The sequence below is a fragment of the Streptomyces sp. NPDC002386 genome (genome assembly GCF_053593175.1).
The window spans coordinates 455236-481825 of record NZ_JBSFBX010000004.1; the positions used below are offsets into that span (position 1 = coordinate 455236).

The 26590-nt window shown below is 72.9% G+C and carries 21 protein-coding genes and 1 pseudogene; 7 read left to right on the forward strand and 15 right to left on the reverse strand.

Annotated elements, in window-relative coordinates:
* Positions 1 to 19 precede the first annotated feature (19 nt).
* Positions 20 to 1516, reverse strand: coding sequence for a glycine betaine/L-proline transporter ProP (gene proP / locus ACWCPN_RS11765; protein WP_451204469.1), 1497 nt, complete (start codon positions 1514 to 1516; stop codon positions 20 to 22).
* A 274-nt stretch (positions 1517 to 1790) separates the two neighbouring features.
* Here proP and ACWCPN_RS11770 point away from each other — a divergent pair, with 274 nt between their 5' ends.
* Complete coding sequence (locus tag ACWCPN_RS11770) at positions 1791 to 2774, forward strand: lytic polysaccharide monooxygenase auxiliary activity family 9 protein (protein WP_451204471.1); 984 nt, start codon at positions 1791 to 1793, stop codon at positions 2772 to 2774.
* A 59-nt stretch (positions 2775 to 2833) separates the two neighbouring features.
* Here ACWCPN_RS11770 and ACWCPN_RS11775 read toward each other — a convergent pair whose 3' ends face one another.
* Positions 2834 to 3694 carry an esterase/lipase family protein gene (locus ACWCPN_RS11775; RefSeq protein WP_451204473.1) on the reverse strand — a complete coding sequence of 287 codons (861 nt, stop codon included), beginning with the start codon at positions 3692 to 3694 and terminating at the stop codon, positions 2834 to 2836.
* Positions 3695 to 3891: 197 nt separating this feature from the next.
* Positions 3892 to 4338 carry a MarR family winged helix-turn-helix transcriptional regulator gene (locus ACWCPN_RS11780; protein ID WP_451204475.1) on the reverse strand — a complete coding sequence of 149 codons (447 nt, stop codon included), beginning with the start codon at positions 4336 to 4338 and terminating at the stop codon, positions 3892 to 3894.
* 85 nt (positions 4339 to 4423) lie between these two features.
* Between ACWCPN_RS11780 and ACWCPN_RS11785 the strand changes: the two genes are divergently transcribed.
* A complete protein-coding gene (locus tag ACWCPN_RS11785) occupies positions 4424 to 4798 on the forward strand; it encodes a cupin domain-containing protein (protein ID WP_451204477.1) in 375 nt (124 codons plus the stop codon).
* 18 nt (positions 4799 to 4816) lie between these two features.
* Here the strand turns inward: ACWCPN_RS11785 and ACWCPN_RS11790 are convergent, their stop codons facing one another.
* The 5 genes from ACWCPN_RS11790 to ACWCPN_RS11810 all read right to left on the reverse strand — a co-directional run bounded on the left by ACWCPN_RS11790 (position 4817) and on the right by ACWCPN_RS11810 (position 13482).
* Positions 4817 to 5791 (reverse strand): DNA polymerase Y family protein, encoded by a 975-nt coding sequence (locus ACWCPN_RS11790; RefSeq protein WP_451204479.1) that lies wholly within the window; start codon positions 5789 to 5791, stop codon positions 4817 to 4819.
* The gene (locus ACWCPN_RS11795) at positions 5788 to 9288 is read right to left on the reverse strand and encodes a DNA polymerase III subunit alpha (protein ID WP_451204481.1); all 3501 of its coding nucleotides are present in this window, start codon (positions 9286 to 9288) and stop codon (positions 5788 to 5790) included. The genes ACWCPN_RS11790 and ACWCPN_RS11795 overlap by 4 nt, the downstream gene beginning before the upstream one ends.
* A 208-nt stretch (positions 9289 to 9496) precedes the next feature.
* A complete protein-coding gene (locus ACWCPN_RS11800; protein ID WP_451204482.1) occupies positions 9497 to 10579 on the reverse strand; it encodes a S1 family peptidase in 1083 nt (360 codons plus the stop codon).
* A 384-nt stretch (positions 10580 to 10963) separates the two neighbouring features.
* The gene (locus tag ACWCPN_RS11805; RefSeq protein WP_451204484.1) at positions 10964 to 11866 is read right to left on the reverse strand and encodes a S1 family peptidase; all 903 of its coding nucleotides are present in this window, start codon (positions 11864 to 11866) and stop codon (positions 10964 to 10966) included.
* Between the two features lie 443 nt (positions 11867 to 12309).
* Entirely contained in the window at positions 12310 to 13482 is a 1173-nt protein-coding gene (locus ACWCPN_RS11810) for a DUF5685 family protein (protein WP_451204486.1), read from the reverse strand.
* A 311-nt stretch (positions 13483 to 13793) separates the two neighbouring features.
* Here ACWCPN_RS11810 and ACWCPN_RS11815 point away from each other — a divergent pair, with 311 nt between their 5' ends.
* A complete protein-coding gene (locus ACWCPN_RS11815) occupies positions 13794 to 14231 on the forward strand; it encodes a cell division protein SepF (protein ID WP_199209989.1) in 438 nt (145 codons plus the stop codon).
* Positions 14232 to 14268: 37 nt separating this feature from the next.
* On the opposite strand, the gene ACWCPN_RS11820 is transcribed toward ACWCPN_RS11815, so the two are convergent.
* Together ACWCPN_RS11820 and ACWCPN_RS11825 are read right to left on the reverse strand one after the other, a co-directional pair.
* Entirely contained in the window at positions 14269 to 15459 is a 1191-nt protein-coding gene (locus ACWCPN_RS11820; protein ID WP_451204488.1) for an acyl-CoA dehydrogenase family protein, read from the reverse strand.
* A 101-nt stretch (positions 15460 to 15560) separates the two neighbouring features.
* Positions 15561 to 17189, reverse strand: a complete 1629-nt coding sequence (locus ACWCPN_RS11825; RefSeq protein WP_451204490.1) for an MFS transporter — start codon at positions 17187 to 17189, stop codon at positions 15561 to 15563.
* 259 nt (positions 17190 to 17448) lie between these two features.
* On the opposite strand from ACWCPN_RS11825, the gene ACWCPN_RS11830 reads away from it, so the two are divergent.
* Together ACWCPN_RS11830 and ACWCPN_RS11835 are read left to right on the forward strand one after the other, a co-directional pair.
* Positions 17449 to 18765 (forward strand): mannosyltransferase family protein, encoded by a 1317-nt coding sequence (locus ACWCPN_RS11830; protein ID WP_451204492.1) that lies wholly within the window; start codon positions 17449 to 17451, stop codon positions 18763 to 18765.
* 236 nt (positions 18766 to 19001) lie between these two features.
* The gene (locus ACWCPN_RS11835; protein ID WP_451204494.1) at positions 19002 to 20024 is read left to right on the forward strand and encodes a phosphatase PAP2 family protein; all 1023 of its coding nucleotides are present in this window, start codon (positions 19002 to 19004) and stop codon (positions 20022 to 20024) included.
* Between the two features lie 97 nt (positions 20025 to 20121).
* Here ACWCPN_RS11835 and ACWCPN_RS11840 read toward each other — a convergent pair whose 3' ends face one another.
* The 3 genes and pseudogenes from ACWCPN_RS11840 to ACWCPN_RS11850 form a co-directional block, all read right to left on the reverse strand.
* A complete protein-coding gene (locus ACWCPN_RS11840) occupies positions 20122 to 20337 on the reverse strand; it encodes an I78 family peptidase inhibitor (protein WP_199209991.1) in 216 nt (71 codons plus the stop codon).
* Between the two features lie 323 nt (positions 20338 to 20660).
* Positions 20661 to 21632, reverse strand: a pseudogene (locus ACWCPN_RS11845) (helix-turn-helix transcriptional regulator); the annotation flags it as partial.
* A 72-nt stretch (positions 21633 to 21704) separates the two neighbouring features.
* On the reverse strand, positions 21705 to 22367 hold the full coding sequence (locus ACWCPN_RS11850) for a transglycosylase family protein (protein WP_451204496.1): 663 nt from the start codon (positions 22365 to 22367) through the stop codon (positions 21705 to 21707).
* A gap of 538 nt (positions 22368 to 22905) precedes the next feature.
* Between ACWCPN_RS11850 and ACWCPN_RS11855 the strand changes: the two genes are divergently transcribed.
* Together ACWCPN_RS11855 and ACWCPN_RS11860 are read left to right on the forward strand one after the other, a co-directional pair.
* Positions 22906 to 23691, forward strand: coding sequence for a hypothetical protein (locus tag ACWCPN_RS11855; protein ID WP_365122439.1), 786 nt, complete (start codon positions 22906 to 22908; stop codon positions 23689 to 23691).
* A gap of 80 nt (positions 23692 to 23771) precedes the next feature.
* Entirely contained in the window at positions 23772 to 24164 is a 393-nt protein-coding gene (locus ACWCPN_RS11860) for a hypothetical protein (RefSeq protein WP_451204499.1), read from the forward strand.
* Between the two features lie 70 nt (positions 24165 to 24234).
* Here ACWCPN_RS11860 and der read toward each other — a convergent pair whose 3' ends face one another.
* Positions 24235 to 25713: a ribosome biogenesis GTPase Der gene (der, locus tag ACWCPN_RS11865; protein WP_451204501.1), complete on the reverse strand. Its 1479-nt coding sequence runs from the start codon at positions 25711 to 25713 to the stop codon at positions 24235 to 24237.
* 261 nt (positions 25714 to 25974) lie between these two features.
* On the reverse strand, positions 25975 to 26562 hold the full coding sequence (locus ACWCPN_RS11870) for a lysophospholipid acyltransferase family protein (protein ID WP_451204540.1): 588 nt from the start codon (positions 26560 to 26562) through the stop codon (positions 25975 to 25977).
* Positions 26563 to 26590: the final 28 nt, after the last annotated feature.

Here is a 26590-nt window from a genome sequence, read left to right on the forward strand (position 1 = left end):
CCGGCGGACGGCGGCGGCCTCAGAACCTGGGTTCGGAGAACTGGACCTGGACGAGCTCGGCGGCCTCCTCCTCCGTCTCGACGGAGGGCGGGGAGCCGGCCAGCGGCTCGTTGGCCGTCTCCTTCATGCACAGGACGGCGACGACGCCCACGAGGGCGGCGGCCGTGGCGTAGTAGGCCGGCATGAGGTTGGTGCCGAAGACGCCGATCAGTGCGGTGATCACCAGCGGGGTGGTGCCGCCGAAGAGCGACGTCGAGATGTTGTAGGACACCGCCAGGGAGCCGTAGCGGACGTGGGTGGGGAAGATCGCCGGGAGCGCCGCCGACATCGTGCCGAGCATCGCCACCAGGGAGAGGCCCATCAGGACCAGGCCCAGGGTGATGAGGACGACGCCGCCCTGCCGGATGAGCAGGAAGGACGGCACGGACAGGAGCAGGAACCCGAGCATGCCCGTCATCAGCAGCGGCTTGCGCCCGAACCGGTCCGAGAGCCGTCCGACCTGGTTGATGACGCACATCTGCAGCACCATCACCACCAGCAGGATCAGCAGCCCGTGGTCGGTTCCGTAGCCGAGCTCGTCGGACAGGTACGTCGGCATGTACGACAGCAGCATGTAGTCGGTGATGTTGTACGCCGCGACGAGCGCGAGGCACAGCACCAGCGGCCGCCAGTGGCGGGTGAAGATCTTGCCGAGGTCTCCGGCGGCCGAGGTCTCCACCGCGTCGGCGGCCTCGCTCGCCTTGACCTGGCCGCCCTCCAGCTTCTGGAAGGCGGGCGTCTCGTCCAGCCGGAGCCGCAGGTACAGGCCGATGAGGCCGAGCGGAGCCGCGACCAGGAAGGGGATGCGCCAGCCCCAGCTCAGCATCTGGTCGTCGCTGAGGAGACTGGTGAGGACGACGACGAGACCGGAGGCCCCGACGTACCCGGCGAGCGTGCCGAACTCCAGGAAGCTGCCGAAGTAGCCGCGCCGCTTGTCGGGCGCGTACTCGGCGATGAAGGTCGACGCGCCGCCGTACTCCCCGCCGGTGGAGAACCCCTGCACCAGCCGGAACAGGATCAGCAGGGCCGGCGCCCAGAGACCGATGGCGGCGTGCGAGGGGATGAGGCCGATGGCGAAGGTCCCCACCGCCATCATGATCATGGTCGCGGCGAGGATGCGCTTGCGGCCGAGCTTGTCGCCGAGCGGGCCGAAGACCATGCCGCCGAGCGGGCGTACGAGGAAGGCGACCGCGAAGGTCGCGAACGAGCTGAGGAGCTGGGCGGTACCGCTCGCGGAGGGGAAGAAGACCTCGCCGATGGTCGAGGCGAGATAGCTGTAGATGCCGAAGTCGTACCACTCCATCGCGTTGCCGAGTGCGGCTGCCTTGGTGGCGCGCTTGACCGCGGCCTCGTCGGTCACCGTGATGTCGCTGCGGCGGAGCTTCGGATGCCGTCGTCGCTCGATCGCGCGGAACAGCGTCCGGTGACGCCTGACCGCAGCGTGGTCCACGGACTCGTCGTGGTCGGTCGCCGCCATGAACATGTTCCTTTCGCCGTCCTACCACCTCCGCCTGCACCGATCTCCCGCGCTCAAACGACCCGCTTCGCCGCGCGTTCACCCGGTCGCCCCGCGTCATGGCCGCGCCGGCGCCGGGCGGTTACCTGAGCCCAGCCTCAGCACTCCCTTAACGCCGCCATAAGGATCTCCCGGAACGGCTCCCGGCAGGCGATTGCGCGGCGTCCCGGGGCTAGCTTCGGAACACCCCCACGGGATCCGCCACCCCCGGACGACCGTTCCAAGGAGCCCCCGCATGCCCGCACGCCGCAAGGCCGCCGCCGTCACCGTCGCCGCTCTCGGCATGACCGCGCTCGCCGCGGTGCCCGCGTCCGCGCACGGCTCGATGGGCGGCCCGGTCAGCCGGGTCGCGCAGTGCTACGCCGAGGGCCCGGAGAGCCCGGTGTCGGCCGCGTGCCGGGCGGCCGTCGCGGCGGGCGGCACCCAGGCGCTCTACGACTGGAACGGCATCCGGATCGGCGACGCCGCCGGCCGCCACCGGGAGCTGATCCCCGACGGCGAGCTGTGCAGCGCCGGGAACGAGGAGTTCAAGGGGCTGGACCTGGCCCGCGCCGACTGGCCGGCGACCGGCGTGCACAGCGGGGCGTACACCTTCAGGTACCGGGTGACCGCACCGCACAAGGGCACCTTCACGGTGTACGCGACCCGGTCCGGCTACGACCCGGCGAAGCCGCTCGCCTGGTCCGGCCTGGACCTGGCGCACCCGGTCGCGACGGTCACGGACCCGGTTCCCTCGGGCGGCTTCTACACGTTCACCGGCACCCTTCCCGAGCGCACCGGCAGGCATCTGCTGTACGCGGTCTGGCAGCGCTCGGACAGCCCGGAGGCCTTCTACTCCTGCTCCGACGTGGACTTCGGCGGCAGCGGCACCGGCACCGGCGGTACCAGTACCGAGGGCGCCACCGGCAGCGACGCCACCCCCGCCCCGAGCGCCTCCGCGCCCTCCGACGAGCAGATCGAGGCGGGCTCCGGCAGGTCGACGGTCGAGCACCACGGGCACGGGGACGACGACGCGAGCACGTCCGCACGGCCCACCGCGGCGGTGGCCGCGGCGAGCCGGCCCAAGGCCGCCGGTGGCGCGCGGAACCTGGCCGAGACGGGCGCCGCCACCCGCACCTCGTACGTCGCGGTCGGCGGGGCGGCGGCACTGGCGCTCGGCTCGGCGGCGCTGTTCCTCTCGGTGCGGCGGCGCGCGGCGGGCGGCCGGCCGGGACGCTGAGCCGGCGAGGACTCCGGGGCCCGTCCGGCGGCTCAGGCCGGACGGGCCCCGGCGGCACGTCAGTTGAAGACCGACGCGCAGGTGGTGGCCGTGGCGTGGGCCGGGTCGAGGGCGTTGGCCACCTCGTGGAAGGCGATCCGGTCGACCAGCGCGATCGCCACGTGCTCGGACAGGTCGAGCGGGCACAGGTCCTGGAGCAGGACGTTGCGCACGTCCGGGCCGCTCAGGTACTGGTTGCGCCAGGGAGTGGCCACCTCGTCGTACTTGGTGGCGATGACGGTGTAGCGCACTCCGGGGACGGTGTCGCCGCCCGCGTTGAGCTTGGTGAGGAAGGCGGAGCCGGCGATCTGGTCGGCGAGGCCGGGGGTGTTGGACTTGATCAGGTCCGCGGCACCCGGGAAGTAGGGCAGCAGGTTGGTCAGTCCGCTCAGGTCGGTGCCGTGGTTGTCGGGGGCGAGGCCGACGAGGGCGTTCACCTTGGCGGCGCCGCCGAGGAACTTCAGGTAGTAACGGGGCATCATGCCGCCCTGGGAGTGCCCGACGAGGTCGGCCTCGGCAGCGCCGGTGGCGGCGAGCACCTTGTCGACGTAGGCGGCGAGCTGCTCGGCCGACTTGTCGATGGGGCCGAGGCCGTGGAAGAGGGGGACGCCGGGCAGCTGGCCGTAGTCGAGGGAGAAGACGCAGTACCCGCGGTGCTTCAGGTACGGGGCGAGGGAGAGCCAGTTGTCGACGGAGTTGCCCAGGGTGCCGTGGACGAGGACGACCGGGCGGGGATGGGCGGCGGAGGGCTTGCAGGAGTAGTCGTTCCAGCCCGAGCTGGGGGCGGTGTCGGCGTGCGCTGCGGCGGCGGGGACGACGGCGACGGCGGCGGTGAGGAGCAGCGCGGTGAGGGGTCTGAGCACTCGCTTCCAGGGCAGCATCGTGTGATCTCCTTGCGGCTCAAGGGAGGTGGGGTGGACGACCTGTCCCTGTGATCCGGATCACGAGGATGCTGTTCACTCGTCAAGTTACGGGCGAGTAGCTCACGTGTGAAGTTACGCGTCAGTAAAAACTTCCAGTGGTAACCACGGGCGCACCCCCGGACCCCCGCACCCCGCACTCCCGAGCCGACGGACCGTCACCAGGCAGGCCGCACCGGGCCGTGGGGCGCGATCCGCAGCAGGCGCTCCCGCAGTGCGGCGATCTCCCCCTCGCCCAGCCGCTCGGCCCACGCCCCCACCACCTCGGCCGCCGCCGCCTCCGCAGCCCGGGTGCACTCCCGGCCCCGCCCGGTGAGCACGACGAGCCGGGCCCGCGCGTCCACGGGATGCGGGCGCCGCTCGGCGTACCCCTTGCGCACGATCTCGTCCACGAGCTGACTGGCGGCCTGCTTGGTCACCCCGAGGTGCGCGGCGAGGTCGGTGACGGTGGCGCCGTCCGGCGCGAGCCGCGCGAAGGCGAAGCCGTGGGCGGGCCGAAGGTCCGTGAAGCCGCGGGCCACGACCCCGTCATGGATGCGCTGGGTGAGGTCGCCCGCGACGGCGAGCAGGGCGGCGGACAGGGCCATGGCTTCGGAGTTCTGCACGCAGGCATTGATACACCCTTGACGAACAGGTCAAGCAGATTGACCATATAGTCAACCTGCTTGACCATTTGAAACGGAGACCACCATGCCCGTAGTCCGCTCGTCCGAGGCCGTGACCCACGAGATCCACGGCGCCCGCTTCGTCTCGTACGCCACCCCGCTCACCGGGAGCAGGGAGCTGTGCGCGTGGCGGGGCGAGATCCCCGCCGGGACGAGGGCGCCGGCCCACACCGTCGACCGGGAGGAGATCTTCCACCTGCTCGTCGGCGAACTGCTGATCACCCTCGACGGCGAGAACGAGCGCGTGCGCGCCGGTGACACGGTGATCGTCGGTGCCGGCGCGACCCTGACCGTGGAGAACCCCACCGACCACACCGCGCTCTCCTGGGTCACCACCTCGGTGGGCCTCACGGCCCGGCTGGCCGACGGCACGGTCATCACCCCGCCGTGGGCCAACTGAGGCGGTGACGCCGGGACCTCAGGCAGCCAGCGTCCCCGGCATCACCGCCCGGGGCCCGAACTTCGCCCGGGCGCGGTCCGCGACCTCCTCGATGCGGCGGACCTTCTCGTCCACGGGGTCGAAGGTGAGCTGGCGGGCGGCCTGATCGGCGGAGGTCAGGCCCTCGGCGCGCAGGGTGAGCGCGCGGACCCGGGCGCGCTGCAGGCCGAGCGCCTCGTACATGCCGTAGGCCGCCCTCGTCAGGGCCGCGGAGTGCGCGGTCGGTTCCGCCAGGGTGCGACTGCGGGTGGTCGAGGTGCGGTCGGCGTAGCGCACGGTGAGGGTCAGGGTGCGGCAGACCTTCTCCACCGCGCGCAGCCGGGCCCCGATCTCCCCGGCCGCCGACAGCAGCGCCCTGCGGTGCCGGCCGGGGTCCAGCTCGTCGAGGTCGAAGGGGCGTTCGGCGGCCAGGGACCGGGAGACCGTGTTCGGCACGACCCGGCCGCGGTCGACGCCGTTCGCCTTCTCCAGCAGTTCACGGCCCGCCTTCGCGCCGATCAGCCGCTGGAGCGTGGACAGGGGCGCGCCGGCCACCCGGCCCAGCGTGTCCAGGCCGTACTCGCACAGGGTGCGGGCGGTCGCCGGGCCCACGCCTGGCAGCGCGGCCACGGGCCGGCCGGCGAGGAACTCCGCGACGGCGTCCGGCTCCCCGGGGACGGCGCGGGTCACCCCGGGGCGGGCGTCGCGCAGCGCCATACGGGCCAGCATCGGGCCCGGTCCGGCGCCGATCACGCAGTCGACACCGTGCAGCGCGAGGGCGCGGACCCGGATCACCGAGGCCAGTTCCACCGCGCTGCGCCCGAAGTAGCGTTCGGCGCCCCGGAGATCGGCCAGCGCCCCGTCCGGTGGCAGCGCCTCCACGACCGGGGTGAACTCCTCCAGCAGCCCGAGCAGGCCGGGCAGGGCCGCCTCGTACATCGGCGGCAGCTGGAAACGTACGCAGAGGATGGTCATCCCGCACTCCCCGGACTCTGGTGCCACAACTTCCTTCCCACCGCGGGCCCTTCGCCCGCGGGGCGCAGATCGGCCCAGGGGTGCATCTCGTACCCCGTGGGCATGCGGATGGTCCGGCCCTCCATCGGGTCGCGGGCCGCCGAACCGGCCGGCCGGGGCGGTCCGTCCGAACCGGCGGTACGGGCCCGGGAGGGATCGCCACCGTCCTGCGGCGCGGGGCCGTCCGCGGCGCCGCCGGGCGGCCCGGCGAGGAGGGCGGCGACCCCGTCGAGGCCCTCCTCGCGGCGCACCTCCAGCAGTTCGGCGAGGTTCCAGGCGGCCGAGCCCACCACGCTGAGACTGCGCGGACCGCGCCGCTGCACCACGCCGCGCACCAGCAGCAGCCAGGAGTGGAAGACGGTGTGCGCGCAGGCGTCGTGGGAGTCGTCGAAGAAGGCGAGGTCGACCAGGCCCGTGCCGTCGTCCAGCGTGGAGAAGATGACCCGCTTGCCGGACCGGACGGGCGGGGTCTGGGTGGCCGCCTTGGCGCCCGCCACCAGCACCGTCTCCCCGTGCCGGGCATCGCGCAGCCGGCGCGCGGACACCACGCCCAGCTCCTCGAGGAACTCCCGGTGGTCGTCCATCAGATTGCGCGAGGCGTCCATGGACAGCACACCCAGCTCGGCGCTGAGCCGCTCCTCCGGTGTCAGGTCGGGCAGGCCCGCCGGGGCGGTCTCGCGGCCGCCGGCGAGCGGGAGCTGGCCCCCGCCGCCGCCCCGGGCGCCCCGGTGCAGCTCGGTCAGGTGCAGTTGCAGGTCACGGCGGTTGGCGCCGAACGCGTCCAGCGCGCCCACCTGGGCCAGCCGCTGGGCGAGCGGTCGGCTCGGGCGGGCCCGCTCCCAGAAGTCCAGCAGGGAGGCGTACGGCTGCCCGGCCGCGATCCGCTCCGCCTCGGCCTCGCTGATGCCGTGCACGTCGCAGAGGGCCAGCCGCAGTCCCCACACCCCCGATTCAGACACCAGTTCGATCCTGTGTGCGACTCCGGACACGTTCACGTCCAGCGGCAGGACCGGCACCCCGCGCCGCCGCGCGTCCGCCAGCAGCAGCCGCTTGGGGTACATCCCGGGGTCGTGCGTGAGCAGCCCGGCGTAGAAGGCGGCCGGGTGGTGCGCCTTCAGCCATGCAGACTGGTAGGTCGGCACGGCGAAGGCGACGGCGTGTGCCTTGCAGAAGCCGTAGGAGCCGAAGGCCGCGACGATCTCCCAGGTCCGCCGGACCGTTTCCGCGTCGTACCCGTTCGCCGTCGCGGTCTGCGTGAACCACACCTTGATCCGCCCCTGCGACTCCGGGTCGGACAGCCCGCGCCGGACCCGGTCCGCCTCGCCGCGCCCGCAGCCGGTCAGGACGGAGACGATGTCGATGACCTGCTCGTGGAAGACGACGACCCCGTAGGTACCCTTCAGCGCCGCCTCCAGGTCCGGGTGCGGGTAGCGGACGGGCGCCCGACCGTGCCGCGCCTCGATGAACGGCCGCACCATGTCGGCGGCGACCGGTCCCGGCCGGAAGAGGGAGATGTCGACCACCAGGTCGTGGAAGGTGCTCGGCTGCAGGCGGCCCACCAGGTCCCGCTGGCCCGGCGACTCGATCTGGAAGCAGCCCAGCGTCTCGGCGGACCGGATGAGCCCGTACGTCGCCGGGTCGCCCGGCGCCACCGCGTCCAGGTCGATCCGCTCCCCCGCGGCCCGCTCCACCTCCGCGACCGCGTGCGCCATCGCCGACTGCATCCGCACACCCAGCACGTCCAGCTTGAGCAGTCCGAGGTCCTCCACGTCCTCCTTGTCGAACTGCGACATCGGCAGCCCCTCGCCGCTGGTCGGCACCACCGGCGTGCGGGCGAGCAGCGAGGCGTCGGACAGGAGCACCCCGCACGGGTGCATGGCGACTCCGCGCGGCAGCGCGTCGAGTCCCTCGACCAGCTCCCAGAGCCTGCCGTACTTCTCCTTCTCCCCCGCCAGCGCCTTCAGCTCGGGCAGTTCCTCCAGCGCCGCGCGGGCGTCCCGGGCCCGGATGTGCGGGAAGGACTTGGCCACGCGGTCGATCTCGGCCGGGTCCATGGACAGCGCGGCCCCCACGTCCCGGATGGCGTGCCGCACCCGGTAGGTCTCGGGCATGGAGACGGTCGCGACCCGCTCGGTGCCGAACCGGCCGATGATCGCCCGGTAGACCTCCAGCCGGCGCGCGGACTCCACGTCGATGTCGATGTCCGGCAGGACCACCCGCTCCTTGGACAGGAAGCGCTCCATCAGCAGCCCGTGCTCGACCGGGTCGGCGTGCGCGATGCCGATGAGGTGGTTCACGAGGGAGCCGGCGCCGGAGCCCCGGGCGGCCACCCGGATCCCCATCCCCCGCACGTCGTCGACCACTTGGGCGACCGTGAGGAAGTAGGAGGCGAACCCGTGGTGGGCGATGATGTCCAGCTCGCGGTGCATCCGCTCCCAGTACTCGCGCCGGCCGCCGTGACCGAGCCGCACCATCCCGGCCGCCGCCCGCGAGGCGAGCGCCCGCTGGGCGGTGCGGCGGCCGGCGCCCACGAGATGCGCCTCGGGGAAGTGGACGGTGCCGATGCCGAGGTCGTCCTCGGGGTCGACCAGGCACTCGGCGGCCGTGGCCCCGCTCTGCTCCAGCAGCCGGTGCGCGGTGTCGCGCCGGTAGCCGGCCGCCTCCACGACCCGCTCGGCTACCGCCAGCATGGCCGGCGCGTCCTTCAGCCAGGCCTCACCCGGGTCCAGCTCCCCGCGGGGGTCGATCGGCACCAGCCGGCGGGCGGCGTCCAGGACGTCGGCGACCGGCCCCTGACCGGGGTCGGCGTAGCGGACGGCGTTGCTGAGCACCGGCCGGACCCGCTGCTCGGCGGCGAAGCCGACGGTACGGGCGGCCAGTCGCAGGGAGCCGGGTCCGGTACCGGCGCGGCCGTGCCAGACGGCCTCCAGCCGCAGCGCGTCACCGTAGACCTCGCGCCAGGGGGCGAGCAGCCTCGCGGCCCGGTCGGGGCGCCCGGCGGCGAGGGCGCGGCCCACGTCCGAACCCGGCCCGAGCAGGACGGTCAGGCCGTCGCCGTGGTTGCCGGACCAGGGCAGCAGCGGTGCGCCCTCGGCCTCGTGCGCCGCGGTGACGATCCCGCACAGGTCGGCCCAGCCGCGGGCGCCGTCCCGGGCGAGGAAGGTCACCCGGGGGGCCGACTCGTCGACGAAGGCACCGCCCCGCACCGGAGTGCGGCGCCTCTCCCGCCGGGCGGTCTCCGGCCCGGCCACCGCCAGGTTCACGCCGAACAGCGGGCGGACACCCTCCCGGGCGCATGCCTTGGCGAAGCGGACCGTCCCGGCGAGGGTGTCGCGGTCGGTGAGGGCGAGGGCGTCCATGCCCCGCTCCCCGGCGCGCCCGGCCAGCCGCTCCGGGTGGGAGGCGCCGTACCTCAGGGAGAACCCGGAGACGGTGCGCAGATGCGCGAAGCCCGGCACACGCACCTCCCGCACTCGTGAGCCCCGAACGGCTCTCGAACATCAGTTCCCTACTCCGTCACCCACCATACCCCTATTCTCGAACAAGTGTGCGACATCGCGAGGACCCCCTCCCACCTGCGCAAACACCTGCGACCGGGCGTCGGAAGCACGAAGTCCCGCCCCCTCGCGCGCGGGGGCGGGACTTCGACGGCGGACGCCGTGCGGATCAGCCGATCTGCGAGCCCGTGGCGGACAGCGCCTCGGTGACCGGCTGGAAGAAGGTCTCCCCGCCGGAGGTGCAGTCGCCGCTGCCGCCGGAGGTCAGGCCGACGGCCTTGTCGCCGGAGAACAGCGAGCCGCCACTGTCCCCGGGCTCGGCGCACACGTCGGTCTGGATCAGACCGCTGACCGTGCCCTCGGAGTAGTTGACGGTGGCGTTCAGGCCGGTGACCGTGCCGTCGTGCACCTGGGTGGTCGAACCGCTGCGGGTGACCTTCATGCCGACGGTGGCCTCGGCCGCGCCGGTGATCTGCTGGGCGGAGCCGTTGTAGAGGTCGACCTCGCTCGGGTGGTCGACCTGGGCCGTGTACTTGACCAGGCCGAAGTCGTTGCCCGGGAAGCTGGACTGCTCGTTCTGGCCGATGACGCCACCCGAGGAGTCGGACCAGCTGGAGATGGACTCGGTGCAGTGCCCCGCGGTCAGGAAGTACGGCTGACCGCCCTTGACCACGTTGAAGCCGAGCGAGCAGCGCCCGCCCCCGCCGCTGATGGCGTCGCCGCCGGCGATGAAGGGCTTGTACCGTCCCTCGGACCGCTTCAGCTCGGCCTTGCCGCCGAGCCCGTCGACGACCTTGCCCAGCCTCGTCCACTCGGCGCCGGACACCGTTCTGTCGGCGGTGACGACGACCTTGTTGGTGACCGGGTCGGTCGCCCAGGAGGTGCCCGGGATGGTCGCGTCCCGCTTCAGCGTCGAACGCGCGCCGTCGAGTGCGGCGAGCGAGTTGGCGACGACTCTGGCCTTGGCGCCGGCCGCCTCGACGGTCCTGGCGGCCGTGGCGTCCAGCACGTTGACGACGAGGCTCTTCGCCCGGGCGTCGTAGTAGCTGCCGGCCGTGCCGGAACCGAGGTCCCGCACGAGCGTGGAGGCGAGCTTTCCGGCCGCCGGGGCGGACAGGATCCGCGCCTGCGGGGCGGACTTGGCGGGCTCACTGGCGTTCGCACTCTGGAAGGTGACACCCGCGGCGACCAGTGCGGCGATTCCCGCGCCGGCCACGGCGATCCGCCGCCTGGGTATGCGTCGGTGCTTCAACTCACGTCCTCCTGTGGGGGATCGGCTCCGCGGATTGTGGGGACCGCGCGGGCCGGAAGGCTGGTTGACGGGCGCCCACTCTTCCGAACGGCACAGGGAGCACACAAGGTCGACTTCAGGACGCGCGCGCGGAACACGCTTACGCTCCGGCTCGCTTGAGGGTTCACGATCACCCCAGGGAATTCGCACTGCAAACACCCGGTGCGAGCAACGGCTCTGCGCACAGTGACCGTTGCCCGTGGCCGGAATTCGATCCTCCGCATCGCGGCCGCCGGAGGCGGGCAGACGAAAGCCCCCGCACGCGGGAAGCGTGCGGGGGCCCGGTACCGTCACGTCGCCGTCACGGCCGCGTCCGGCCGTGGGGACACGGAAGGCCGTCCCGTCCTAGTAGACGTGGACTCCGTAGGCGCTCAGCGCCTCGGTGACCGGCTGGAAGAAGGTCGTGCCGCCGGAGGTGCAGTCGCCGCTGCCGCCCGAGGTCAGACCGTACGCCGTGCTGCCGCCGTACAGCGGGCCGCCGGAGTCGCCGGGCTCGGCGCAGACGGTGGTCTGGATCAGACCGTAGACGATGTCGCCACCGCCGTAGTTGACCGTCGCGTTCAGCGCGGTGACGCGGCCGCTGTGGGTGCCGGTCGTGGATCCGCGGCGGTAGACGGTCGTGCCGACCGAGGGCGTCGCGGCGCTGGTGATGTCCTGGCTGCCCACGGCACCCGACTTGGTCACCGAGCTGTTGGTGTAGCGCACGATGCCGTAGTCGTTGCCGGGGAAGCTGGAGCCGGCCGTGGAGCCGAGCGTGGTCGAGTGCGAGGAGTTCGACCACCAGGTGCCCGCGCCGTCGGTGCAGTGACCGGCGGTCAGGAAGTAGTAGTTGCCGCTGGAGTCCTGGACGTTGAAGCCCAGCGAGCAGCGCCAGCTGCTCGCGTAGATAGCGTCGCCGCCGGAGATCAGCTTGTTGAACTTGCCGGCCGTGTGCTTGACGACGAGGGCGTCCGAGTTGCTGCCGGCCTGCCGCTTGATCTTGGCGATCTCGGCCTGGGACACCGTGCTGTCGACGGTGACGACGACGCGGTTGGTCTTGGCGTCCACCGCCCAGGCCGTGCCGGGGACGTCGGCCTGGAGGACGGAGTCGCTCGCCCTGGTGAGCTGGTTGGCGCTGAACGTGTGGGCGTCGCTGGCGTTCGCGGTGGGGGCGGCGAACGCTGCCGCGGCCAGGAAGCCGGTCGCCACGGCGGTCAGCCGGGTCCGTCTTGCGATACCGCTGCGGGGAGTGGTGCGCTTGATCCTCACGTTGCATTCCCTCCCAGGGGAAGTCGAGGGCCCGCGTGGGGTCGGGGCCCGGTGAGGCGCAGTCAGGGACTCGTTCGGGGTACCGAACAACGCTCATGACCCTGACAAGCGCTGAGGGGGAGTATTCGGCCGAACGGCCGGTCGGCACAAGGGTGCCTTTCGGCCGTCAAGCTTTGAACCACCTATGCGCGGCCGCCCCTTGACACCGGGTCAGGGGCCGGACCGCCGGCGCCCGACGCCCCCGGCCCGGCACCGGCGGAACGGAGCCGGTTTCGGCCAGGGTGAAGGCGGGTTCACCGGCGGGTACGAGGCCGGGCCCGGACCCGCCGGCGTCATCCCTCCACTGCCGGGCCGCCGGACACCGGCGGCGGCGAACACCTCACCGTCACCATCGGCCGCCCCTGTCCCGGGCATGGCCGGAATTCATCCCTCCGGATGGTCCCCTAGCAGTCGCAGCACGAACAGCACTCGCAGCACTCGCAGGCCTCGCAGCACTGGCAGGCCTCGCAGCACGAGCAGTCGCAGTTGCCGCACCAGCCCTCGCGCCTCTTCCGGGACCAGGGGCCCTCGTACTCGTCGGCGCAGCACACCTTGCAGGTGCAGCACAGCCCCAGGGCGGCGGCACACCCGGCCCAGAAGCCCCGCTTGTCCGGACGCGGCGGCCCGCCCCCGAAGGGGTTGCCGTACGGGTTGCCCGGCGCCGGGGGCACCTGGTGCCCCGGGGGCGGCCCGAAGGAGGCCTCCGGCGCGTGTCCGCACGCGTGGCCGCCGAACGCCCGGTCCACCGAGCGGCTCAGCTCGTGCGCGAGCAGCAGGTGGACCAGCCTGCCGTCGGCGAACTCCGCCTCGCGCAGCGCCAGCCGGATGCCGTGCAGGGCGTCGTCGGCGAGCCGGCGGGCCTCGGTGAGGGAGGTGCCGGTGGCGGTGAGCGGGTTCCAGGCGCCGGAGCGCGCGTCCGCCTCCCGGTCCTCCACGGCGTCCAGCAGATGGGCGAGGCGGCCGAAGAGGCGGCCGGCCTCGGCGAGCGGCCCGGCGTTGCCCGGCCGCCCGGCCAGCACGGCGGTGTGCGCGAAGGCGGCCGCGGTCGCCGTCTCGGTCGGCTCGGTGACCGTGAGCAGCGGGGTGCCGTGACCGGCCAGGGCCTCGATGCCGGTCTGCCGGTCGACGGCGTCGACGAGGACGCCGGTGTCGAACCCGACGGCGGCGCCGCTGTGCGCCCCGGCCCTCCCCCAGCTCGCCGCGACCCGGCGCGCCGCGAGGGCGACCGGCCTGCGGGCCAGCAGCCCGTCCCGGTCGGCGACGTGGTCGCGCACCTTGGCGGAGGCGAGGACCAGTGACACGGCGGCGGCGAGCCGGGCGCCCTCGCCCTGGGCGACGGACGCCGTCCGCATGCCGCGCAGCGCGCACGGCCCGGCGGTGCGCCGGGACCCCTCGACCGGCCCGGCCTGAGCCTCCGTCAGGACGGATATCAGCAGGCCGTCGTAGTTGGTCACGACACGCGCGAAATGTCCGTGGTCACGGCGCAGGGCGAGACACAGCCCGCACAGGTGCGCCATCCACTGGGTCCTCAGACCCTCCCCCAGCCGATGACTGCACGGCCGTACGATTCCGAACACGTCGATCCCCCGTGATGCGCCGCGATGTCGAGCCGGGGCATCGTATCGGCCGACTGTCGGCTCGTATCAGGTATGCCGTTCACCCATACGCTCCGTGCATCACCCGTCCGCCGACGACAATCATATTTCACTCACAGTCAGCAGCCGTATGAGTCACAACCCTTGGGGTACCAGGGCTCTCGACGTATCCGCTGTGCACCAGTACCGTCACAAACCCCCCGCGCGGCGTCTATCCACTTGGCGCACCGTCCGCATCATGGATGACCATAGGGATGCCGAAAGCAAGAAGACCGCTGTGAGAGGAGGCGTCCATGGGATCGGTACGCAAGGCGAGTGCGTGGCTCGGCCTCGTCGACGACAACGATGACGAGCGTTACTACGACGACGACTACTCCGAGGGCACCGAGTCCGCGGACGCCTGGGTCACGGACCCCCGGGTGAAGGTGGCCACGGACACGGCCGAGGAGAAGGGCCGCCGGATCGGCACGGTCACCCCGGACAGCTTCCGGGACGCCCGCGCCATCGGTGAACTGTTCCGGGACGGCGTCCCGGTCATCATGAACCTCACGGCGATGGAGCCCTCCGACGCCAAGCGTGTGGTCGACTTCGCGGCCGGGCTGACCTTCGGCCTGCGGGGCACGATCGAGCGGGTCGCGAACCGGGTGTTCCTGCTGACGCCCTCGAACACCGAGATCGTCAGCGGTGAGCCGGCGGCACGCCGCGAGGACGGTTTCTTCAACCAGAGCTGAGGCAGGGCCGCTCACCGGCCCTGCCTCCTCCGGAGGCTCACCGGAAGGCGTCGAGCCCGGTGAGCGCCTTGCCCAGCACGAGCTGGTGCATCTCGACGGTGCCCTCGTAGGTGAGCACCGACTCGAGGTTGGTCGCGTGCCGCATGACGGGGTATTCGAGGGAGATCCCGTTGGCACCGAGGATCGTCCGCGCCGTACGGCAGATCTCGATGGCCTCGCGGACGTTGTTGAGCTTGCCGAAGCTGATCTGCTCGGGACGCAGGCGGCCGGCGTCCATCCGCCGCCCCAGATGGTGGGCGAGCAGGATCCCCTTGTGCAGTTCCACCGCCATGTCGGCGAGTTTCGCCTGGGTGAGCTGGAAGCCGCCGATGGGCCGCCCGAACTGCTCCCGGGTCTTCGCGTACTCCACGGCCGCCTCGAAACTGCTGCGCGCCGCGCCCATGGCGCCCCAGACGATGCCGTAGCGGGCGTGCGAGAGACAGCCGAGCGGCCCGCGCAGACCGGTGACCTCCGGCAGCACCGCGCCCGCGGGCAGCCGTACGTCGTCCATGACCAGCTCGCTGGTGACGGAGGCGCGCAGCGACCACTTGTGCTTGATCTCGGGCGCCGAGAAGCCGGGGCTGTCGGTCGGCACGACGAACCCGCGGATGCCGTCCTCGGTCCGCGCCCAGACGACGGCCACCCCGGCCACCGACCCGTTGGTGATCCACATCTTGCGCCCGTTGAGCACCCAGTCGTCGCCGTCGCGCTTGGCGTGGGTGCGCATGGAGGCGGGGTCGGAGCCGTGGTCGGGCTCGGTGAGCCCGAAGCAGCCGATCACCTCACCGGCGGCCATCCGCGGCAGCCACTCCAGCTTCTGCTCCTCGCTGCCGAACCGGTGGATCGCGTACATCGCGAGCGAGCCCTGCACGGAGACCAGGGAGCGGATGCCCGAGTCGGCGGCCTCCAGCTCCAGACAGGCGAGCCCGTACTGCACGGCCGTGGCGCCCGCGCAGCCGTAGCCGGTCAGGGACATGCCGAGCGCGCCGATACCGCCCAGTTCCAGGGCGAGCTCCCGGATGCCGGGCAGCTCGCCCTTCTCGTACCAGTCGGCGACGTACGGCAGCACCCGGTCGGCCGCCCAGCCCCGGACGGTGTCCCGGATCGCCAGGTCCTCCGGGTCGAGCAGGTCGTCGATCCCGAGCGGGTCGGCGGCGTCGAACGGGGGCAGCTTCGCGGACGCGGACATGGGACACCCTCCGGAACACTGGAACTCACCAAAAACTAGCAGCGCTAGTTACGTCTCCGGGTGACGTTACGGTGCAGTGTCCCGCACGTCCAGAGCGGGAGTCAGGCCGACACCTTCGGCTTCTGCGGCTCGCGCGGGGAGGGCACCGCCCCCACCGCGGGGATCTCGTCCGCGCCCTGCTCGCCGCACTGCATGATCCGCGGCAGCCGCAGCGCCATCAGCGCGCCCAGCAGCAACAGCGCGGCGCTGACCAGCAGGGTCACATGCAGCCCGTGCACGAAGGAGTCACGGGCGGCCCGGCGCAGGGCCTCACCGGCGGGCCCGCCCAGTCGTCCGGCGACCTCGTAGGCCTCGCCGAGCGAGTGGCCGGCCTCCCGCGAGGCGCCCGGGGAAACCCCCGGCACCGACGCGAGGCCCGGCGTGTAGGCCCGGTTCATCACGCTGCCGAGCAGCGCGATCCCGATCCCGGCACCGAGCTGGTACGAGGTCTCGCCGATCGCCGCCGCCCCGCCGGCCTGCTCGGCCGGGGCCTCGCTCAGCATCGACTCGTAGGCGCCGAAGAGGGTGGTCTCCAGGCCGAAGCCGAGCAGGACGAAGCCGCAGAGCAGCAGCCGCGCGTTGTCCTCGCCGCCCATCGCGGTCAGGGTCACCACCGCGGCCGCGGTGAGGCAGAAGCCCGCGGCGACCATCCGGCGCGGTCCGAAGCGGCGCAGCATCCGGGCGCCGGCGAGGCCCGCCGCCATCGCCGCGACGGTCAGGGGCAGCAGCCGCAGGCCCGTCCGCAGCGGCGACAGACCCAGCACCAGTTGCAGGTACTGCGCCGCGATCAGTTCCAGGCCGACCAGCGCGAGCATGGCCAGCACGATGCAGCCCACCGAGGTGCTGAACGCCGGCCGCCGGAACATCCGCAGGTCCACCAGCGGGTGCGGGCGGCGCCCCTGGCGCCGGACGAAGAGGTACAGCAGCGCCGCGCCCAGCAGCAGCGGCGCCACGGTGAACGGGCTCGCGGCGGACTCCCCGCCGCCGAGCCGCTTCACGCCCAGCACGACGCCGAACAGGCCGGCCGCCGCCATCAGCGCGCCGGTGACGTCCCAGGGGCCGTCGCCCTCGCCCCGGGACTCGGGCAGCAGCATGCGCCCGACCGGCAGGCTGACCAGCATCAGCGGGATGTTGACCAGGAAGACCGAGCCCCACCAGAAGTGCTCCAGCAGGAAGCCGCCGAGGAGCGGGCCGACGGCCGCGCCGACGGCGGCCACCGCGCTCCAGATGCCGATGGCCAGCGCGCGCTCACGCCGCTCGGGGAAGACCTGGCGGAGGATCGACAGGGTCGCGGGCATGATCATCGCGCCGCCGACGCCGAGCAGCGCGCGGGCGAGGATCAGGGTCTGGGCGCTCGGCGCGAAGGCGGCGACGGCGGAGGCGACGCCGAACAGGGCGTAGCCGAGGAGCAGCACGCGTCTGCGTCCCACACGGTCGCCGAGCGTGCCGAAGAGGATCAGCAGCGAGGCGCAGACCAGCGGGTAGACGTCGACGATCCAGAGCAGCTCGACGGCGCCGGGTCTGAGGTCCTCGGTGACGGCGGGTACCGCCACGTGCAGCACGGTCGCGTCGAGGGCGACGAGCAGCAGACTGACGCAGAGGACGACCAGGACGACCCAGCGGTTGGCACCGGCACCGGTCCCGGCCTCCCGACGGCGCGACGGAGCGGCGGCCGTGGTCGTCCCGGACATGTACGTACCTCCCAGATGATCCCTCGCGTGCGGCGGATCGGCGGAGCGGGGACTCTCCGTCGTACGGCCGGAGAGGAGCGGGGTCTCCGGCCCACGCAAACCCACGCGGGTGACTCGTCAGCGTACGCGAGTCCGTCCTGGGCACACGTGGCGGACCTCTCACACGCGGGACCGAACCCGTGTGGCGTACGCCACCTCGCACGATGCCGCGCACGCCCGGCGGGCGGCCCGGTTCCGGGCCCGGTCGATAATCGAGCCCGTGACCGACCTTGCGACGCGCGCGGCCCCGGCCCGCGGCTCCCTTCCGCGCCGGGCGGCCCCGGCCCTCCTCGGGTACGCGGCCGTCCGCGCCCTCGGCCTGCTCGTGCTGGCCGTGTGGAGCGCGGCGCGCGGAAAGAGCGCGCTCACCCTGCTGTCCGCGCGCTGGGACTCCCTCTGGTACACCCGGGTCGCCGAGCTGGGTTACGGCTACGAGGTCCGCCTGCCCAACGGCGACGTCCACTCCAACCTGGCGTTCTTCCCGCTGCTCCCCTGGCTGGAGCGGCTGCTGCACGGGATCACGCCGCTGTCGTACGCGCACGCGGGCGTTCTCGTCGCCCTGCTCGCCTCGCTGGCCGCGGCCGGGGGGATCTTCGCGGTCGCGGAGTGGGTGTACGGGCACCGGGTGGGGGTCTGCGCGGTGCTGCTGTGGGCGGTGCTGCCGGTCGGGATCGTGCAGTCGATGGCGTACAGCGAGTCGCTGTTCACCGCGCTGGCCGCCTGGTCGCTGTACGCCGTGCTGACCGGCCGGTGGGTCGGGGCGGGTGTGCTCGCGGCGCTGGCGGGGCTGACCCGGCCGGTGGGTCTGGCGGTGGTCGCGGCGGTGTGGGCGGCGGGCGTGCTCACGTTCCTGCGCGAGCGGGGCGCGCGGGGCGCGCACGACGGCGACCGCACTCTCGGCCCGGCGGCCGGGGTGTGCGCCGAGCGCGTCGCGCGCGCTGACGGCGCACACGAACCGCCGCACGCTCCTTTCACGCCGGAGGGCTCGCACGACGCGGCGCACGCTTCCTCGCGCACCCTTCGCGCCCCTTTCGCGCCCGCGTGGCACCGGGCCCTCGGGCTGCTCCTCGCCCCGCTGGGCGCGGCCGGCTATGTGCTGTGGGTCGGCCACCGCACCGACCGGGGGCCGCTCGGCTACCTCGACGTGCAGGCCGGCTGGCGCAACGGGTTCGACGGCGGCTACGCCTTCGCCGGCTTCGTCGCCGGCAAGTTCACGTCCTTCCCGTCGGCCCTCGCCGGGGCGGGCCTGATCATCGGGGTGGCGCTGCTGATCATGCTGTACGTGACCGGCGTACGGCAGGGTCAGCCGCTCCCGCTGCTGGTGTACACGGGTGTCGTCCTCGCCCTCGCCCTGTGCGCGTCGAGCTACTTCGGGTCGAAGCCGCGGCTGCTGATGCCGGCCTTCCCGCTGCTGTTCCCGCTCGCCCGCGCCCTGGCCCGGCCGCGGACCTCACGATCGGCGCTGGTCACGGCGGGGCTGGCCGTCGCGACGGCGGTGTACGGCGCGTTCTGGCTGAACGGCTCCGGTCCCCCGTGATCGGCTCCGGCGGCCGATGAGCAAGCCCTGAATTCCAGCCCATGATTCGGTGAACGAATTCATAAGGGCCATATAACCGCCGCCCGGAATGATCAAAGGAATTGCAGGAAGCAGGTTCACCGGATTGCGGAATCGCAGGAATTCGGCGGCTCCTGAGAGGTTTCCCACATCACATCGTCATCACAAAGACGCTGTTTCGACCGGGAACAGAGCGCACTCACTGTAACGTCGATCGGGTGCGTACCGAACTAAACCTCACCCGGCGTCTGGACCGGGTGTTCGCCAGGCTGGACCGTGAGCCGGAACGGCCGGCCCACCTCGACGTGCCGCGGATGAGCCGGCACCGGGTGGTGCTGTTCACCGCGACCCTCGCCTTCTACCTGGCGATCGTCTGGGCCGTGGTGATCACCTCCTGGCTGGTCCGGCTCGACTGGCAGGTCATGTTCTTCCGGCCGTACCAGCAGTGGTCGGAGATCCACTGGTTCGTCGACTACTACGTGGTGCTCGGCCAGCGCGGCCCCACCGCGGTGATGGTCGCCGCCTGGCTGGGCTGGCGCTCCTGGCGGCAGCACACGCTCCGCCCGCTGCTGACCCTCGGCGCCTCGCTGCTGCTGCTCAACATCACGGTGGGCGCCGCCAAGTACGGCATGGGCCGGCTCGGCCCGCACTACGCCACCGTGATCGGCTCGAACGAGATGGGTATGGGCGGCGATATATTTCCCAGCGGCCACACCGCCAACGCCGTGGTGACCTGGGGAATCCTGGCCTATCTGGCCTCCACCCCGACCGCGCGCCGCTGGCTGTCGGCCGTGTCGGCCGTGACCTCGCTGGGCGTCGGGATGGCCACCGTCTACCTCGGTACGCACTGGCTGAGCGACGTGCTGCTGGGCTGGGCCGCGGGCCTGCTGATCCTGCTCGCCCTGCCGTGGTGCGAACCGCTGATCGCCCGCGCCGAGACCGCGATCTTCGATCTGCGCGACCGCTGGCGCGCCCGCCGCGGCCGTACGGTGCCGGCGCCGGCCGTGCCGGTCCCGGTGGTGCTCAAGCCGCGCACCGCGCCCGCCGGGCAGTCCGTTCCGACCCGCGAGCCGGTGGCCTCGGCGCGCGGGTCCCGGGCGCCGATACACCTGGCTCCCGGCCCGCACACGGCGCGTTCGGAGCGCACCCCGGTCACCCCGGCGGGCAGCCGCCGGCCGCCGCACGCCGACCGGCTGCCGCGCGGCGCCTCCCAGCCCGCCCGCCCCGTCTCTGGCGGCTGACACTCACGCAGGCGGGTCCGGTACGCACGACCGACTCCGCCACGGCGAAGGCCCCGCTCCCTCCGGGAGCGGGGCCTTCGCCGTGCGCGAGGGGTGTTCAGCCCTTCCAGGCGCGGGTCACCAGCCCGTCCCGCACCTCGAAGTTGAGCCGGCCCACCCGGTACTCCATGGTGATGACCGTGCCCGGCGGCAGTGACCGTACCGTCGGCCACCCGCGCTGCCGGGCGAGCCGCTCGGCGTTCGGGGCCTCGAGGCCGACGTACCCGTCCGGACTGTCCTGGGGCTCCGCTGGCGGAGTGGGAATCGGTGCCATGCGGCCACGCTAGGCCGCATCGGGCGGCGACGGAAGCCGCGGTGACGGACGGGCCTTCGGTCCCCCTCCTGTCACGCTTCTGTCACAGGTTCCCGAACCCGTTTTCCTCGAACTCCGTCACACGATCGGGGGTTTCCGTACCGTTCGCCGGGGTATTCGAACAGAATTCTCGGGCGCCGGAGCGCCCTCCCGAATTGTCCGGCGGAAAGCGCCGGGGCATCCACCGGGACCGGTGCGACGCGTGATTCCGCGCCGAATCCCGGGCGGTGCCGGGAGGGCTGACACCGCATGGGAATTCACGGTTTCGGGGTGCCGCCGTGCGGTCCCGCCGACCGGGCCAGCGCCCCGTCGAGGCGGTCGCGGATCGCCCTGATCGCCTCGGTCAGCTCCGCGGGCTCCAGGACCTCGAACGGGAAGCCGGTCATCATGATGTGAATCACCATCACCTCCAGGCTCGGCGCGCCGCTGCGCAGGACGCAGGCGTCCGGGCCGTCGGCCTCCAGCGTCCCGGCGGACGGCGAGATCCGCTCGGCGGCCTCGTGCAGCGGCACCAGCAGCCGGACCGCGGACCGCTCGGCGTAGGCGCGCGTGGAGACGCCCTCGGAGACGTGGGCGGCGAGGTCCTCGGCGGGCGGCTCGCGCGGGGTGAAGCGGGGTCCGTGCGGCGGCCTGGGGGTGATGCGGTCGACCCGGAAGGTCCGCCAGTCCGCCCGGTCGACGTCCCAGGCGACGAGGTACCAGCGCCGCTCGGTGCAGACCAGCCGGTGCGGTTCGACGGTGCGGCGGCTCGCGGCACCGTCGTGCGTGCGGTACTCGAAGCGCAGCCGCTCGGCGTCCCGGCACAGATGGGCGATCTCGGTGAGCAGCGCCGGGTCGACCGGGGAGGCCGGCGGGCCGCCGCGCAGCATCGGCACGGTGAAGGCGTTGAGCGCGCCCACCCGGCGGCGCAGCCGGTGCGGCAGCACCTGTTCCAGCTTGGCCAGGGCGCGTACGGAGGTCTCGCCGATGCCCTCGATGCCCTGGCCGGCCGCGGTGCGCAGGCCGACGGCCACGGCGACGGCCTCGTCGTCGTCCAGCAGCAGCGGGGGCAGTTCGGCGCCCGCGCCGAGCTGGTAGCCGCCGCCGGTGCCGGGGCTGGCGTTGACCGGGTAGCCCAGCTCGCGCAGCCGGTCCACGTCCCGGCGGACCGTGCGCGGGGTGACGCCGAGCCGGTCGGCGAGTTCGGCGCCGGACCACTCGCGGTGGGCCTGGAGCAGCGAGAGCAGACGCAGCAGTCGTGCCGAGGTCTCCAACATGGCGCCGAGTCTGCCAGCCGATGCGGACAGCCGCTGTCCTCGACGGGACAGCGGCTGCGGTGCGCGGTTCGCTCAGAGCGCCAGGCGCCGGCCGGGCACGATCAGGTTCGGGTCGTCGCCGATGACGGGCCGGTTGGCGGCGTAGATCCGCTGCCAGGTGGTTCCGTGCCGGGCGGCGATGGTGCTCAGGGTGTCGCCCTCGCGGACGGTGTAGTCGCCGCGGGCGCCGCGGGCCGCGTCGCGGCCGGTGTGGGCCGCCGTGCGCTCGGGCTGCGCCGCCGGCGCCGGCTTCGTCGTCGCGCCGCTGCCGTCCGCCGTGCCCGAGGTGGCCGCCGGGGCGGTCCCGGTGGCTCCGGCCCGGCCGGAGCAGACCGGCCAGGCACCCCAGCCCTGGGCGTGCTGGACCTTGGTGGCGACGGCGATCTGCGCGCTCCTGGAGGCCTGGTCGGCCGTCGCGGCATAGGCGCCGCCGCCGTACGCGCGCCAGGTGCCGGCGGAGAACTGGAGCCCGCCGTAGTAGCCGTTGCCGGTGTTGATGTGCCAGTCGCCGCCGCTCTCGCACTGGGCGATGCGGTCCCACACCCCGTTGTCGGCGGCGGTCGCGTCGCCGGCGGCGGCCGTCAGTCCCAGCGGGGCCAGCAGCGCGGCTCCGGCCAGGGCGGCCGCTGCCGTACGGCCCCTGCGGGGACCGTCGGGGCGGGTGGTGCGGCGGGTGGTATCGGCACAATCGGACATGTAACTCCCTCTCCACGAACCCGGGCTCCCCCGGGCGGAGCGCGCCTCGCCGCGCAGGACCGCGGTTCCTCGCGCCCGCCCCGTCCGCCGCCGCCGGTGCGGCGATCGTGCTCTGCCTGGCCGGCCGGCGGACGTACCCGGGCGGTGCTCACTGCACACGGCGGAGGAATGTAGAGAGAACGGCCGGGCTGTTTCAACCAAGTCGCCGTCGTGCCAGGCCAGTTCGCGGTTACCTCAGGTACCGGCGATTTTCGGCCAGCCGTTTCATGCGCGGATTTCACGATTTTTCGACCACACACACGAGTGGCGCGTGACCCACTTCACTCGTTCAAGTGCCTTGGCGTGACGCGGACTTGACGGTGAGTGTCCGGTTCCGCACCAACGGTGACCCTGTGCGGTGGATGGTTCGATTCCGTCGCCCCCGGGGCGTGACCCCCACCACAGGACGCCCGTTGTCTTCTTCATGAGCCCGGAACCCCGGGGCTCAGCGGCCGGGAGCCACCCGGCCGACCCAGCACCGCATCCCGAGGGAGCCACCGTGCCGCGCATGCTCGACGTCAGTGACGCAGTACGCGCCGAGATCGGCGACGAAGAAGCCGACCGGCTGCTCGCCGGAGAGAACGCCCCGGGCAGTTACGACTGCACGTCCTGCCGCACCCCGGGCGACTCCGAGCAGGAGCGCACCAGCACCGTTCTGTTCGTCGGCGACGAGACCGCCGTCCTCGCCTTCGCCCACGCCGGCTGCCTGCCCTCGCAGGTCGTCCAGGTCACCGAGGAGCAGCTGCAGGGCGCCGTGCGGTCCATCGGCGGCCGCCCCGCCGCCGACGGCGCCCCGGGGCGGTCCGTGCCCGAGCAGGCCGTGCTCGGTGTGACCAGCGGACTGGTCCTGATCGAGGGCGAGTTGCACCCCGCGCTCGTCGTCGAGCCGACGGCGCCCATCGTGCGCCCCGGCTCCTACGGCGCCGGCGACGACTTCCTCCCGCTGCTCATCGAGCAGGGATTCATGCCGGTGATGGAGCTGGCGTCGGTCCCGCCCGTGCTGCACGGCTGGTCGGTGCTGCTGGCGATGGGCCAGCTCCACGCGGTGCTCCAGCCGGGGATGGGCGGCGGTCAGCCGGTCGCCTGGTGGCAGGCGCACCAGCCGCTGCAGGTGACGGACAGCTGGCGAGCGGCCGCGAACAAGCACCAGCAGGTGCTGATGTTCGCCGCGCCGGTGGGGTCCATCGGCCGGCAGCCCCGGGAGGACCTGCTGCGCGACTCCCTCGACCGGGCCGCGGCGAGCGGCAAGCTGGTGGCGGCGGCCCTGCCCCTCGCGGGCACCTGAGGCCCGTCCGACGGTAGGCCGGGAGCGCGCCCCCACTTGTACGACCGCATCCCTTTCCGATTCCGGTCGTTTGGACATACGTGCACGCATATGACACTCCTCCTCCCCGCCGGTCCGCCTTCGCCTACGTTCCGTCCGCACGGGCGGGGGAGAGTTCGGTCGCGCCCTCGGCGACGCCGATCTACGACTCGCTCTACGCGGAGTGGGTCAAGGCCTTCCGTACGCTGCCGGGAGACCGTAGTGGTGAGGAGGAGCTGGGGTTCTGCGCCTTCGGGCACACCCCGCACAGCACCGGCTCGTACCGCGTGAGCTCCTACAGCGCCTACAGCGCGGGGGCGTACAGCGCCCGGCAGGGCGGCGGTCAGCAGCACCAGCCGCAGTGGCAGCGGGTCGGCACGCTGGGGCGGCAGCAGGACACCGGGATGCATCACGTCCCGGCGGGGCTGCCGCCCGCTCCGCGGCGCGGCGCCTGAGGCATGGCGAAGGGCGGCCCCCCGGAGAACCGGGGGGCCGCCCTTCGCCATGCCTGCCTCGGCGGGCCGGTTACTTCTTCTTGCCGCGCTTCTCGCGCACCCGCACGGAGATGTGGATCGGGGTGCCCTCGAAACCGAACTCCTCGCGCAGGCGGCGCTCGATGAAGCGCCGGTAGCCGGCCTCGATGAAGCCGGAGGCGAAGAGGACGAACCGCGGCGGCTTGGTGCCGGCCTGGGTGCCGAACAGGATGCGCGGCTGCTTGCCGCCCCGGACGGGGTGCGGGTGGGCCGAGACCAGCTCGCCGAGGAAGGCGTTCAGCCGGCCCGTGGGCACCCGGGTCTCCCAGCCGTCGAGGGCCGCCTCGATCGCCGGGACCAGCTTCTCCATGTGGCGGCCGGTGCGGGCCGAGACGTTGACCCGGGGCGCCCAGGCGACCTGGCCCAGCTCGGTCTCGATCTCCCGCTCCAGGTAGTAGCGGCGCTCCTCGTCGAGGGTGTCCCACTTGTTGAAGGCGAGGACGACCGCGCGGCCCGCCTCCACGGCCATGGTGACGATGCGCTGGTCCTGCACCGAGATGTTCTCGGAGGCGTCGATCAGGATGACGGCCACCTCCGCCTTCTCGACGGCGGCCGCGGTGCGCAGCGAGGCGTAGTAGTCGGCGCCCTGCTGGAGGTGGACCCGCTTGCGGATGCCCGCGGTGTCGACGAACTTCCAGGTCACCCCGCCCAGCTCGATCAGTTCGTCGACCGGGTCGCGGGTGGTGCCGGCCATCTCGTTGACGACGACGCGCTCCTCGCCCGCGACCTTGTTCAGGAGGGAGGACTTGCCGACGTTCGGGCGGCCGATGAGGGCGATGCGGCGCGGACCGCCGACCGCGGTGCCGAAGGTCTGCTCGGGCGCCTCGGGCAGCGCCTCCAGGACGGCGTCCAGCATGTCGCCGGTGCCGCGTCCGTGCAGGGCAGAGACGGGGTGCGGCTCGCCGAGGCCCAGGGCCCAGAGGTAGGTGGCGTCGGCCTCGCCGCTCGGGCCGTCGACCTTGTTGGCGGCCAGCACGACGGGCTTGCCCGCCTTGCGCAGCAGCCGTACGACCGCCTCGTCGGTGTCGGTGGCGCCGACCTTGGCGTCCACGACGAAGACGACCGCGTCGGCGGCCTCGATCGCGTACTCGGCCTGCGCGGCGACGGAGGCGTCGATGCCGAGGACGTCCTGCTCCCAGCCGCCGGTGTCGACGACCTTGAAGCGGCGGCCCGCCCACTCCGCCTCGTAGGTGACGCGGTCGCGGGTGACACCGGGCTTGTCCTCGACCACGGCCTCACGGCGGCCGATGATCCGGTTCACCAGGGTCGACTTGCCGACATTGGGACGGCCGACGACGGCGAGCACGGGCAGCGGGCCGTGGCCCGCCGCCTCGATGGCGCCCTCGACGTCCTCGATGTCGAAGCCCTCTTCCGCGGCGAGCTCCATGAACTCCGCGTACTCGGCGTCGCCGAGAGCCCCGTGGTCGTACTCGTGCTCAGCCGAGTCGCCGGGCTGGGTCTGGTCGTTCATGAAGTCCGTACCTCGTTGTTCATCGTGGTGATCGGTGGAGCGGCCCTGGTGGGCTGATCCACTACTCAAGTGTCGCCTGCCCTGCCCGGTGGATCAGGCCGGAGGAAATCAACGGTATCCGACCGACGCCGCCGAGCGGGGCCTGGTGCGTCCAGCCGCAAGGCGCAGGAGCGAGTCGACGCGGAGCGTCGGGGACCGACGACAACGCCGCGGGTGGGCGTGCCAGGCCCCGCGTCTCCGGCATGATCCACCGGGCAGGGTTCAGCGCCCGGTGAGGCGCCTGGCGTTTTCCAGGTGGCTGGTGAGCTGCTTCTGGATGCGCTCGGTCGCCTCGTCCAGCGCCCTGCGCGTGCGCCGTCCCGATCCGTCGCCCGCGTCGAACGGGTCACCGAAGACGACGTCGACGCGGGAGCGCAGCGGGGGGAGCGCCTTTATCAACCGGCCGGGCCGCTCGGTGCTTCCCAGTACGGCCACGGGCACGATCGGCGCTCCGCCGCGCACCGCGAAGTACGCGAGCCCGGCCCGCAGCGAGGCGAAGTCGCCCTCGCCCCGGGTGCCCTCCGGGAAGATGCCCAGCACTCCCCCGGCCTCCAGCACACCGAGGGCCCGGGTGACGGCGGTGCGGTCGGCGGAGGCGCGGTCCACCTGGAGCTGGCCGATGCCGGTCAGGAAGGGGTTCAGCGGGCCGACGAACGCCTCCTTCTTGATCAGGAAGTGCGTCGGCCGGGGCGAGACGCCCATGACCATCGGCCCGTCGATGTTGTGCGAGTGGTTCACGGCGAGGATCGCCGGGCCGCTCGCGGGCAGCTTCCAGGCGCCGAGTACACGCGGCCGCCACAGCCCGTACATCAGGCCGACGCCGATGCGCCGCCCGACC